The sequence below is a fragment of the Candidatus Thiodiazotropha sp. CDECU1 genome (assembly GCF_963455295.1).
Classification (GTDB): domain Bacteria; phylum Pseudomonadota; class Gammaproteobacteria; order Chromatiales; family Chromatiaceae; genus Thiodiazotropha.
In genome coordinates this window covers 596,921-609,075 of record NZ_OY734020.1, presented here as the reverse complement: position 1 = coordinate 609,075, position 12,155 = coordinate 596,921, and the positions used below count along the sequence as shown (strand labels likewise).

The window sequence follows — 12,155 nt, the reverse complement described above, 5'->3', positions numbered from 1 at the left end:
CTCTCTTGCCTGTTACTTTTCCGCTACAGTCACGTTGATGTGACTGGTGCGTTTGAGAATCCTGGTTGCACGACCTTTGGCACGTGCTCGAATACGCTTCATGGTCGGACCATCATCGACACTGACGGCTGAAACCTTCAATTCATCGATATCCGCACCATCGTTATGCTCGGCATTGGCAATCGCCGATTCGAGCACCTTTTTTACCAGCCCAGCACCCTTCTTCTTACTGAAAGAGAGAAGATCCAGGGCCTGCTCAACAGGAAGTCCACGAATCTGATCTGCGATCAGTCGCCCCTTCTGAGCAGAAATCCGGGCATGACGCAATTTTGCTGTAGTCTGCATCGTCACTTCCTCTACTTGGACTTCTTATCAGCGGCATGACCACGATAAGTGCGGGTCAGCGCAAACTCACCCAACTTGTGTCCGACCATGTTCTCCGATACCAACACCGGGACATGCTGCTTGCCGTTGTATACAGCGATCGTCAGTCCCACCATCTCTGGCGCCACGAGAGATCTGCGCGACCAGGTCTTGATAGGACGTTTGTTGTTCTGGGCTACCGCCTCATCCACCTTCTTCATTAAATGGTGGTCAATGAATGGGCCTTTTCTGATTGAACGTGGCACGACTCTAACCCCTAATCAATTATTTACGGTTTCTACGGCGCACAATCATCTTATTTGTGCGTTTGTTGGTACGGGTTTTATACCCTTTGGTTGGCACACCCCAAGGCGATACCGGATGACGACCGCCCGAGGTACGGCCTTCACCACCACCATGCGGATGATCAACAGGGTTCATGACAACACCACGCACAGTCGGGCGTATACCCTTCCAACGTGTGGCTCCCGCTTTGCCTAATGAGCGCAGCGTATGCTCGGAGTTTGAAACTTCACCGATAACTGCGCGGCAGTCAGCGGGGACCTTGCGCATTTCACCAGAGCGGAGACGCAGGGTGGCATACTCGCCTTCCCGTGCCACCAACTGCACCGATGCGCCAGCGGAACGTGCAAGCTGTGCACCCTTGCCCGGTTTCATCTCGATACAATGCACCACGGAACCCAGCGGCATGTTCCTCAATGGCAGGCAGTTACCCACCTTGATCGCCACACCAGATCCTGATTCGACCTGGTCACCCACATGCAGGTTGCCGGGGGCAATGATGTAGGCGCGCTCACCGTCTGCATAACGGATCAATGCAATATGTGCAGTCCGATTCGGATCATATTCAAGGCGTTCAACTGTTGCCGGAATACCTTCCTTGTTGCGCTTGAAATCGATGATGCGGTAGCGCTGCTTGTGTCCGCCGCCACGATGACGCGTAGTTATACGACCGTTATTGTTGCGCCCGCCAGTTTTACTCTTTTTTGCCACCAATGGACCATAGGGCGCACCCTTATGGAGCTCATCATTGACAACCTTGACCACAAATCTGCGGCCTGCGGAGGTCGGTTTTGATTTAACGACTGCCATAATCCAAATCCTGTCTTATTTGCTCAAGCACCGGCCGCGAAATCGATATCGTTACCAGGCTTGAGACGAACATATGCCTTCTTCCAGTCAGAACGTTTACCGTTGACCTGACCAAAGCGTTTCGTTTTGCCCTTGCAATTGACAACCTGCACCCGTTCGACCTCTACCTCGAACAGCTTTTCGACCGCCTTTGCGATCTCCCGCTTGGTCGCATCGGTTGCAACACGAAAGGTGTATTGCTGGTTGGCATCGGCAACCACGCTACTCTTCTCAGATACCACAGGACTGAGAAGAACCTTCATGAGACGCTCGCTGTTCATGCCAGTCGCTCCTCGAGTTTCTTAACTGCGCTTTCAGTGACCAAAACCTTCTCATAAGCCACCAGACTGACAGGATCGATCTCATTGATATCCCGTACATCGACACCGTAGAGGTTTCTTGAAGCCAGGTAGAGATTCTCATCCGGATCCAGGGTCACAACCAATACATCACTCAATTCCATACCCTTCAGCTTCTCAACCAACTGCTTGGTTTTTGGCTCGGCAATGGTGATTTCGTCCACCACTACCAGTCTCTCCTGCCGATTCAGTTCAGAAAGAATTGAACGAATCGCGCCACGGTACATTTTGCGGTTGATCTTCTGGGCATAGCTGCGCGGTGTTGCCGCGAAGTTAACACCACCACTGCGCCAGATAGGGCTGCGACTGGTACCGGCGCGCGCACGACCTGTTCCCTTTTGACGAAAAGGCTTGGCGCCACCACCTGCAACTGCAGAGCGGTTTTTCTGTGCCTTGGTGCCGGCACGTGCACCTGCCATATAGGCTGATACCACCTGATGCACCAGAGATTGCTTAAACTCTGCACCGAAGATCTCATCGGAGACCTTCAGAGTTTGTGCACCTACTGCTGTTTGTACATTGAGTTCCATCAGACTCACCCTTTATTAATCATCTTCACAGCGGGGGTGATAACCAGATCACCACCTTTGGAGCCTGGCACAGAGCCCTTCACCAACAACAGGTTACGCTCCGCATCGACGCGTACGACTTCCAGATTCTGCTGGCAGCGTTGTACTGCACCCATCTGACCTGCCATCTTCTTGCCTTTGAATACACGCCCCGGTGTCTGACACTGCCCGATCGATCCGGGTGCACGATGTGACAACGAGTTGCCGTGAGTGGCATCCTGCATGCGGAAGTTGTGGCGCTTGACGCCACCTTGGTACCCCTTACCCTGGGAGCGTCCGCGTACATCGACTATCTGTCCAGCCTCGAACTGATCAGCCTTGATTTCACTGCCCACTTCAATACCTTCGATATCGGATTCCTCGGCGCGGAACTCCCAAGTACCACGTCCGGCCTCGATACCTGCTTTCGCATAATGGCCTGAAGCGGGTTTACTCACGCGCGAGCTCTTACGTGCACCGGTGGTGACCTGAATAGCCAAGTAACCATCAGTCTCGTCACTTTTCATTTGCGTGACTCGGTTGGGTTCAACCTCGATCACCGTAACCGGGATGGATTCTCCCTGCTCGGTAAATATCCGGGTCATTCCTGCCTTCCGGCCGACTACTCCAATCGCCATCGTTCTAACCTCAGTTCAGTTTGATCTGCACATCGACGCCGGCAGCCAAATCGAGCTTCATCAGCGCATCCACGGTCTTGTCGGTCGGCTCAACGATATCGAGCAGACGTTTGTGAGTGCGGATCTCATATTGATCACGCGCATCCTTGTTGACATGCGGTGAAATCAAAATGGTGTATCGCTCATTCTTTGTCGGCAGTGGAATTGGACCACGCACATGCGCACCAGTGCGCTTGGCGGTCTCCACTATCTCACGGGCAGATTGATCAATCAGTCGATGATCAAATGCCTTCAGACGAATTCGTATTCTCTGGTTTGCCATTATCACTTACTCGATAATTTTGGATACCACACCGGCACCCACGGTCCGGCCGCCTTCGCGGATCGCAAAGCGCAGACCCTCTTCCATCGCGATCGGCGCAATCAGTTTCACTACCATCTTCACGTTGTCACCGGGCATCACCATCTCCACTCCCTCCGGCAGGTCGCAGGCACCCGTCACGTCGGTAGTACGGAAATAGAACTGCGGGCGGTAGTTGCTGAAGAACGGCGTATGACGGCCGCCCTCGTCCTTGCTCAATACATACACCTCACACTCAAAATGGGTGTGCGGCGTGATCGAACCAGGATGCGCCAGTACCTGGCCTCGCTCCACCTCGTCTCGCTTGGTGCCACGCAGCAGCACCCCAACGTTGTCTCCCGCCTCGCCCTGATCCAGCAGCTTGCGGAACATCTCAACACCGGTACAGGTGGTCTTGGTCGTCTCTTTGATGCCGACGATCTCGATCTCTTCGCCCACCTTCACCACGCCACGCTCCACACGACCGGTCACCACCGTGCCCCGGCCCGAGATCGAGAACACGTCCTCGATCGGCATCAGGAACGCACCGTCTACCGCGCGCTCCGGCTCCGGTATATAGGTGTCCAGCGCCTCTACCAGCTTGTCGATCGACTGACTGCCAATCTCCGAGGTGTCACCTTCCAGCGCCTTCAGCGCCGAACCCACCACGATCGGGGTATCGTCACCGGGAAATTCGTAGCTGTCGAGCAGCTCGCGCACTTCCATCTCCACCAGCTCCAGCAGCTCCTCGTCGTCCACCATGTCCGCCTTGTTCAGGTAGACCACGATGTAGGGAACGCCGACCTGGCGCGACAGCAGGATGTGCTCACGCGTCTGGGGCATCGGGCCGTCAGCCGCCGAAACCACCAGAATCGCGCCGTCCATCTGCGCCGCACCCGTGATCATGTTCTTCACGTAGTCAGCATGGCCCGGGCAGTCCACGTGCGCATAGTGACGCGTCTCCGACTCGTACTCCACGTGTGAGGTCGCGATGGTGATACCACGCTCCTTCTCTTCCGGTGCATTGTCGATCTGGTCAAATGCACGTTGCTCGCCGCCAAACTTGGCAGCTTGGACTACTGTGATGGCCGCCGTCAGCGTGGTCTTGCCGTGGTCTACATGACCAATCGTGCCCACATTGACATGCGGCTTTGTGCGTTCGAATTTTTCCTTGGACACAGTGCTACCCCTATACCCGTTACTGTTTCTTGATGATGGCGTCGGCGATGTTTGCCGGCACCTCTGAATATTTGGCGAACTCCATGCTGTAGTTGGCACGGCCCTGCGTGGCCGAGCGTAGATCGGTGGCATAGCCGAACATCTCTGAGAGCGGTACTTCAGCCTTGATCTGCCTTCCAGCAGGGGTGTCATCCATACCCTGCACGATGCCACGGCGACTGTTGAGATCACCCATCACGTCGCCCATGTACTCTTCAGGGGTGATGACCTCGACCTTCATCATCGGCTCCAGAAGAACCGGTCTGGCCCTCTGCGCACCCTCTTTGAAACACATGGAGCCGGCGATCTTGAAGGCCATCTCGCTGGAGTCCACATCATGGTAGGATCCATCGTAGAGGGTCACCTTGATATCCACCATGGGATAGCCGGCCATGACGCCGTTGCCCATCGCCTCCTGCACCCCCTTATCAACCGCGGGGATATACTCGCGGGGCACCGCGCCACCCACGATCTCATTCGCGAATTCGTAACCATCACCCGCCTGCTGCGGCTCGATGCGCAGGTAGACATGACCGAACTGACCGCGTCCACCCGACTGACGTACGAACTTGCCTTCCTGCTCAATGGAGGATCGAATGGTCTCGCGGTAGGCCACCTGGGGCGCACCTACGTTGGCTTCGACCTTGAACTCACGCTTCATGCGATCGACGATGATATCGAGATGCAGTTCACCCATGCCGGAGATGATGGTCTGGCCAGACTCCTCGTCGGAGCTGACACGGAATGAGGGATCCTCTTGCGCCAACTTTGACAGCGCAATACCCATCTTCTCCTGGTCGCTCTTGGTCTTTGGCTCCACCGCCACCGAGATAACCGGTTCGGGGAACTCCATGCGCTCCAGGGTAATCGGCTTGTCGAGGGCACACAGGGTATCACCGGTGGTGACATCCTTCAGCCCCACTGCGGCCGCGATATCACCCGCCAGCACTTCCTTGATCTCCTCACGGGAGTTGGAGTGCATCTGCAGGATACGACCGATACGTTCTTTCTTGCTCTTCACCGGATTGAATACCGAGTCACCCGACTTGAGCACACCCGAATAGACTCTGAAGAAGGTCAAGGTACCGACAAACGGATCCGTTGCCACCTTGAAGGCCAGAGCAGCAAAGGGTGCATCGTCATCGGAGGGCCGTGTCTCTTCAGTGCCATCCGCGTCATCCAGGATGCCGGTAATCGACGGTACATCCACAGGCGAAGGCATGACTTCAATGATCTTGTCCAGCACAGCCTGGACGCCTTTGTTCTTGAAGGCCGAGCCACAGGTAACCGGCACGATCTCGAGTCGCAGGGTACGCTCTCGCAGACCGGTAAGAATCTCTTCTTCTGAAAGATCACCCTCTTCCAGATATTTCTCCATCAATTCGTCATTTCCCTCTGCCGCGGCCTCGACCATGTGCTCGCGCCACTCATCGCAGGTATCCTGCAAGTCTGCGGGAATATCGGCGTACTCGAACTGAGCACCCATATTCTCTTCGCTCCAGACGATCGACTTCATCTTGATGAGATCGATGACCCCCTTGAAGCCCTCTTCGGCACCCACCGGCACCTGAATCGGAACGGCGTTTGCGCCAAGGCGGTCCTTGAGGTGGCCGACGACACGAAAGAAATCGGCACCCATACGGTCCATCTTATTGACGAACGCCATACGGGGAACATTGTACTTATTGGCCTGACGCCAAACCGTTTCAGATTGGGGCTCGACGCCACCTACGGCACACAGCACAAAAACTGCGCCGTCGAGCACGCGCAAAGAGCGCTCTACCTCAATGGTGAAGTCCACATGTCCGGGAGTATCGATGATATTGAAGCGGTGTTCTGGGAACTGTTGCCCCATACCACTCCAGAAACAGGTCGTGGCCGCAGAGGTAATGGTGATACCGCGCTCTTGCTCCTGCTCCATCCAATCCATGGTTGCAGCGCCGTCATGCACCTCACCTATTTTGTGAGACACACCAGTATAGTAGAGCACACGCTCAGTCGTTGTCGTTTTACCAGCATCGATGTGCGCCATGATACCGATATTGCGATAGCGCTCGATAGGAGTTTTCCGTGCCACGTTACAAACCTGTTTTTAAAGAGCTAATAAGTTAGGGTTAATTAAATTTCGCTTACCAGCGATAGTGAGAAAATGCCTTGTTCGCCTCTGCCATTCGGTGGGTGTCATCTTTCTTTTTGACCGCCGCACCCTTGTTCTCCGAGGCATCCATCAATTCGCCCGCCAGGCGATACGCCATGGATTTCTCGCTACGCTTGCGTGATGCATCGATCAACCAGCGCATCGCCAGCGAGTTGCGACGATTGGGACGCACCTCTACCGGCACCTGATAGGTAGCACCACCGACACGGCGGGACTTAACCTCCACCAGCGGCCGCACATTCTCAAGCGCTGTCTCAAGCAGTTCAAGCGGCTCACCGCCGCGCTTATCGACTACTGTATCCAAGGCGCCGTAAAGGATCTTCTCCGCAACCGATTTCTTGCCATCCTGCATCACCATATTGATGAATTTGGCCAACAGTTCGCTTCCGTACTTGGGATCGGGCAGTGTTTCACGCCGCGCTGCAACTCGTCTTCTTGGCATTGCTCTATCTCAAACTCGTTGAATAGTGTCTGTCTAACAGACGATTAACTTTTCGGACGCTTCGCGCCGTACTTGGATCGACCTTGACGCCGCTTTTCGACACCCGAGGTATCGAGGCTACCGCGCACCACATGATAGCGAACACCAGGTAAGTCCTTTACACGGCCGCCACGAATCAGTACCACCGAGTGCTCCTGAAGGTTGTGACCCTCACCACCGATGTAACTTGAAACTTCATAGCCGTTGGTCAATCTGACACGAGCAACCTTACGCAATGCGGAGTTGGGCTTTTTCGGTGTCGTGGTATAGACACGCGTACACACGCCGCGCCGCTGCGGACAGGCATCCAATGCCGGTACATTGCTCTTTTGGACTCTACGTTTCCTGGGCTTGCGCACCAGTTGGTTAATTGTCGCCATCTATTCCGTCTCCAGGGACGTGATGTTTGTACTTTGCATAAAAAAAACCGGAGAAGTCGAACCCTTTCTGCTGCGACATTTACAACAGAAAGCGTATGCAATTTCTCTGGTCAGAATAAACCTTACTCAACAACGTCTTAGACGAATAATTGAGAGGCAGAAACGAGAGGCCGGCATAGGCCGGCCTGTCTAAGGAGCGCGCATTCTATGCCCGCACCACCCTCTTGTCAAGAGAGTGTAACCAAAATAGCCCGCAACCCAGCTACTCCGATTCAGGGGTGTTGAGTGCCTCCTTGAACGCCTGCTCCACCTCTTCCACCACCAGCTCGGGTTTCGCCTCGGAAGCCAGCTGCTCCTCATGGCGTTTACGGTAGCGTTCAGTATGGTAGGAGAGCCCGGTACCAGAGGGTATCAGGCGACCCACGATGACATTCTCTTTCAATCCATGCAGACGATCCGACAGGCCACGCACCGCCGCCTCTGTCAGTACCCGGGTCGTCTCCTGGAAGGATGCGGCCGAGATAAACGATTCGGTGGCCAGGGATGCCTTGGTAATACCGAGCAGCAAGGGCTCGAAGAGAGCGGGATATTTGTCTTCCCCACGCAATTTATCCGCCTCTTCCAACAACGCGGATTTCTCCACCTGTTCACCCTTCAGGAAGCGGCCATCGCCTGAAGCCGTGACTTCAACCTTACGCAGCATCTGGCGAATAATCACCTCGATATGCTTATCGTTGATCTTCACGCCCTGCAAGCGGTAGACGTCCTGGATCTCCTTGACCAGGTACTCGGCAAGATCTGTCACCCCTTTCAGGCGCAGGATGTCATGCGGATTGAGCTCACCATCCGAGATCATTTCGCCCTTCTCCACATGCTCACCTTCGAACACGTTCACATGCCGCCACTTGGGGATCAGCTCTTCATGCTGCTCACCATCTGAATCGGTGATGATAAGCCGCTGCTTGCCTTTGGTATCCTTACCGAAGCTGACGGTTCCAGTGGCCTCTGCCAAAATTGCCGGATCCTTGGGTTTGCGTGCCTCGAACAAATCGGCAACACGGGGCAGACCACCTGTGATATCACGGGTCTTGGAAGATTCTTGAGGAATACGCGCCAGCACGTCACCGACGCCCACGTCGGCCCCATCCTGCACATTCACCACCGCATTCGCGGGTAGGTAGTAGTGGGCTGGAATGTCGGTACCGGCGATATTCAGATCCTTACCCTTGGCATCCACCAGCTTCACCATCGGGCGGATATCCTTGCCTGCAGCAGGACGCTGCTTGGGATCGATGACCTCCAGGGAACTCAGACCGGTGACCTCATCGGTCTTCTTCTGCACCGTGACCCCATCGACAAAATCCTCGAAACGCAGCACACCCGCCACTTCGGTAATAACCGGGTGGGTGTGTGGATCCCAGTTGGCGACGATTTGTCCGCCATCGACACCACTCCCGTCATCGACCTGCAGCGTCGCGCCATAGGGCACCTTATACCGCTCCTTCTCGCGACCGACCTCGTCCACAACCGTCAGCTCACCGGAACGTGAGGTGGCAACCAAGTGTCCACTCGAGTGCTTTACGGTCTTGATATTGTGCAGTCTGACCGTTCCCGCAGCCTTGACCTGGATATTATTCACAGAAGCTGCCCGCGAGGCCGCACCACCGATGTGGAAGGTCCGCATGGTCAGCTGGGTACCCGGTTCACCAATCGACTGGGCCGCGATGACACCCACCGACTCACCTCGATTCACCAGATGCCCACGCGCCAGGTCTCGACCATAACAATTGGCGCAGACACCTACTTTCGCATTACAGGTGATGGCGGAACGTACTATGACCTGGTCGACCCCCGCCATTTCAAGTCTTTCGACCCCTTCTTCGTCCAACATGACTCCGGCTTCACATACAACCTCATCCGATCCGGGACGATACACAGGTACCGCGGTAACCCGTCCGAGAATTCGTTCACGCAACGCCTCTACCACATCACCGCCCTCGATGATGGGCTGCATCAGCAGACCCTCTTCGGTACCGCACTCCTCTTCAAGCACTACCATATCCTGGGCCACATCAACCAAACGCCGGGTGAGATAACCCGAGTTGGCGGTCTTCAACGCTGTATCAGCCAGACCTTTGCGGGCGCCATGGGTAGAGATAAAGTACTGCAATACATCGAGACCTTCTCTGAAATTCGCAGTGATCGGGGTTTCGATGATAGAGCCATCAGGTTTTGCCATCAGACCGCGCATACCCGCCAACTGACGTATCTGGGCAGCTGAGCCACGGGCTCCGGAGTCAGCCATCATATAGACTGAGTTGAAGGAGTCCTGTTCGACCTTCTTGCCCTCGCGATCAAGCACCTGCTCCTTGCCCAGCTTGGACATCATCGCCTTCGCCACCTGGTCATTGGTGTGGGACCAGATATCGACCACCTTGTTGTAGCGCTCGCCATTGGTCACCAAACCGGAGGTATACTGATTCTCGATCTCTTTCACCTCTGCTTCGGCTTGACCGAGAATCTTGGTCTTCTCTTCCGGCACTACCATATCGTTGGAACAGAAAGAGACGGCGGCACGGGTGGCAAAACGGAATCCCATGTACATCAGCTGATCGGCAAAGATCACCGTATCCTTCAAACCCAACCTGCGATAACAGGCATTGATCAGGTTCGAGATCACCTTCTTACCCATCGGTTGGTCGACCAGCGCAAAGGGCAGACCTTGGGGAACCACATCGAATACCAGGGTCCGACCGATAGTGGTATCAACTATGCGGATGCTCTCGTCTCTGTTTCCATCTTCATCGACAATCACCTCTTCCAGGCGGACTTTTACCCGCGCCTGCAGATCGACAGCGCCCGATTCATAGGCACGTTTGGCTTCCTTGATATCACTGAAGACAGATCCCTCACCCTTGGCATTGACCCGCTCACGGGTCATGAAATAGAGGCCCAATACAACATCCTGCGAGGGCACGATGATCGGGTCCCCATTGGCGGGGGAGAGAATATTATTGGTCGACATCATCAAGCTGCGCGCTTCCAGCTGGGCCTCCAGCGAGAGGGGCACGTGGACAGCCATCTGATCACCGTCAAAGTCGGCGTTGAATGCGGTACAGACCAACGGGTGCAACTGGATCGCTTTGCCTTCGATCAGTACAGGCTCGAAGGCCTGGATACCGAGTCTATGCAGGGTCGGCGCCCGGTTAAGCATTACCGGATGTTCGCGAATCACCTCTTCCAGGATATCCCAGACATCGCCGGTGCCTCGCTCCACCAGTTTCTTGGCCGCCTTGATGGTCGTAGCCAGGCCACGCAGCTGCAGCTTACTGAAGATAAAGGGTTTGAACAGTTCCAGCGCCATACGCTTAGGCAGACCGCACTGATGCAGTTTCAGGGTCGGACCCACCACGATCACCGAACGCCCGGAATAGTCGACACGCTTGCCGAGCAGATTCTGACGGAAACGCCCCTGCTTGCCCTTGATCATATCGGCCAGGGACTTCAACGGGCGCCTGTTGGTGCCGGTTATGGCCCGTCCACGCCGTCCGTTATCGAGCAGCGCATCCACCGACTCCTGCAACATGCGCTTTTCGTTACGTACGATGATATCCGGCGCATTCAGATCAAGCAGCCGTTTCAGGCGGTTATTCCGGTTGATCACCCGACGATAGAGGTCATTCAGATCCGAGGTGGCGAAGCGGCCGCCATCCAGGGGAACCAGGGGGCGCAATTCCGGTGGCAATACCGGGAGTACCGTCATTACCATCCACTCCGGTCGGTTGCCCGATTCGTTCAACGACTCCAGCAATTTTAACCGCTTGGTGAATTTCTTGATCTTGGTCTCGGAGTTGGTGCCGTCGATATCCTCACGCAGACGTTTGATCTCTTCCGGGATATCGATGGTCTTCAGCAATTCGTAGACCGCTTCCGCACCCATCCGGGCATCGAATTCATCACCATTCTCTTCGATGGCATCCAGATACTGCTCGTCGGTCAACAGCTGGCCACGCTCCAGCGGGGTCATGCCGGGATCGACCACCACGAAGGATTCGAAATAGAGTACCCGTTCGATATCGCGCAGGGTCATATCCATCAACAGACCGATGCGTGACGGCAATGACTTGAGGAACCAGATATGGGCCACCGGACTGGCAAGTTCGATATGCCCCATGCGCTCACGCCGTACCTTGGCCAGGGTTACCTCCACACCGCACTTCTCGCACACCACACCGCGATGCTTGAGTCGTTTATACTTGCCGCACAGGCACTCATAATCGCTGACCGGGCCAAAGATCTTGGCACAGAACAGGCCATCCCGTTCCGGTTTGAAGGTACGGTAGTTGATGGTCTCCGGCTTTTTCACTTCGCCATAGGACCAGGAACGGATCATGTCCGGTGATGCCAGTCCGATTCGGATGGCGTCGAAGTCTTCGGTCTGACCCTGCTGCTTTAGAATATTCAGTAGATCTTTCAAGATCGTCTCTCCTGCATTCGGTTACTGACCAGGGTCAGTCC

The 12,155-nt window shown here is 55.3% G+C and carries 12 protein-coding genes; all 12 read right to left on the bottom strand.

The annotated features are described in order from the left end of the window. Nucleotides 1–12: 12 nt before the first annotated feature. Complete coding sequence (rplV, locus tag R2K28_RS02700) at nt 13–345, bottom strand: 50S ribosomal protein L22 (protein WP_442871417.1); 333 nt, start codon at nt 343–345, stop codon at nt 13–15. An 11-nt stretch (nt 346–356) separates the two neighbouring features. Next, nucleotides 357–629, bottom strand: coding sequence for a 30S ribosomal protein S19 (gene rpsS / locus R2K28_RS02695; RefSeq protein ID WP_116476332.1), 273 nt, complete (start codon nt 627–629; stop codon nt 357–359). 19 nt (nt 630–648) lie between these two features. Then, a complete protein-coding gene (gene rplB / locus R2K28_RS02690) occupies nt 649–1,476 on the bottom strand; it encodes a 50S ribosomal protein L2 (RefSeq protein WP_316367868.1) in 828 nt (275 codons plus the stop codon). Between the two features lie 23 nt (nt 1,477–1,499). Next, complete coding sequence (gene rplW / locus R2K28_RS02685; protein ID WP_116476334.1) at nt 1,500–1,796, bottom strand: 50S ribosomal protein L23; 297 nt, start codon at nt 1,794–1,796, stop codon at nt 1,500–1,502. Then, entirely contained in the window at nt 1,793–2,404 is a 612-nt protein-coding gene (rplD, locus tag R2K28_RS02680) for a 50S ribosomal protein L4 (RefSeq protein WP_116476336.1), read from the bottom strand. Before rplD ends, rplW begins: the two co-directional genes overlap by 4 nt. Before the next feature lie 5 nt (nt 2,405–2,409). Then, nucleotides 2,410–3,060 (bottom strand): 50S ribosomal protein L3, encoded by a 651-nt coding sequence (rplC, locus tag R2K28_RS02675; RefSeq protein ID WP_116476335.1) that lies wholly within the window; start codon nt 3,058–3,060, stop codon nt 2,410–2,412. Nucleotides 3,061–3,070: 10 nt separating this feature from the next. Then, nucleotides 3,071–3,382, bottom strand: a complete 312-nt coding sequence (gene rpsJ / locus R2K28_RS02670; protein WP_069122444.1) for a 30S ribosomal protein S10 — start codon at nt 3,380–3,382, stop codon at nt 3,071–3,073. 6 nt (nt 3,383–3,388) lie between these two features. Then, complete coding sequence (gene tuf, locus R2K28_RS02665) at nt 3,389–4,579, bottom strand: elongation factor Tu (RefSeq protein ID WP_316367861.1); 1,191 nt, start codon at nt 4,577–4,579, stop codon at nt 3,389–3,391. A gap of 19 nt (nt 4,580–4,598) precedes the next feature. After that, nucleotides 4,599–6,695, bottom strand: coding sequence for an elongation factor G (gene fusA / locus R2K28_RS02660; protein ID WP_316367866.1), 2,097 nt, complete (start codon nt 6,693–6,695; stop codon nt 4,599–4,601). 52 nt (nt 6,696–6,747) lie between these two features. After that, on the bottom strand, nt 6,748–7,218 hold the full coding sequence (gene rpsG / locus R2K28_RS02655) for a 30S ribosomal protein S7 (RefSeq protein WP_116444824.1): 471 nt from the start codon (nt 7,216–7,218) through the stop codon (nt 6,748–6,750). A gap of 44 nt (nt 7,219–7,262) precedes the next feature. After that, nucleotides 7,263–7,637: a 30S ribosomal protein S12 gene (gene rpsL / locus R2K28_RS02650; RefSeq protein WP_116444825.1), complete on the bottom strand. Its 375-nt coding sequence runs from the start codon at nt 7,635–7,637 to the stop codon at nt 7,263–7,265. A gap of 262 nt (nt 7,638–7,899) precedes the next feature. Continuing rightward, the gene (gene rpoC, locus R2K28_RS02645; protein ID WP_316367865.1) at nt 7,900–12,114 is read right to left on the bottom strand and encodes a DNA-directed RNA polymerase subunit beta'; all 4,215 of its coding nucleotides are present in this window, start codon (nt 12,112–12,114) and stop codon (nt 7,900–7,902) included. Nucleotides 12,115–12,155: the final 41 nt, after the last annotated feature.

Coding starts and splice junctions, on each gene's coding strand:
- rplV (WP_442871417.1), bottom strand. CDS start 345: ATGCAGACTACAGCAAAATTGCGTCATGCCCGGATTTCTGCTCAGAAG.
- rplB (WP_316367868.1), bottom strand. CDS start 1,476: ATGGCAGTCGTTAAATCAAAACCGACCTCCGCAGGCCGCAGATTTGTG.
- rplW (WP_116476334.1), bottom strand. CDS start 1,796: ATGAACAGCGAGCGTCTCATGAAGGTTCTTCTCAGTCCTGTGGTATCT.
- rplD (WP_116476336.1), bottom strand. CDS start 2,404: ATGGAACTCAATGTACAAACAGCAGTAGGTGCACAAACTCTGAAGGTC.
- rplC (WP_116476335.1), bottom strand. CDS start 3,060: ATGGCGATTGGAGTAGTCGGCCGGAAGGCAGGAATGACCCGGATATTT.
- rpsJ (WP_069122444.1), bottom strand. CDS start 3,382: ATGGCAAACCAGAGAATACGAATTCGTCTGAAGGCATTTGATCATCGA.
- rpsG (WP_116444824.1), bottom strand. CDS start 7,218: ATGCCAAGAAGACGAGTTGCAGCGCGGCGTGAAACACTGCCCGATCCC.
- rpsL (WP_116444825.1), bottom strand. CDS start 7,637: ATGGCGACAATTAACCAACTGGTGCGCAAGCCCAGGAAACGTAGAGTC.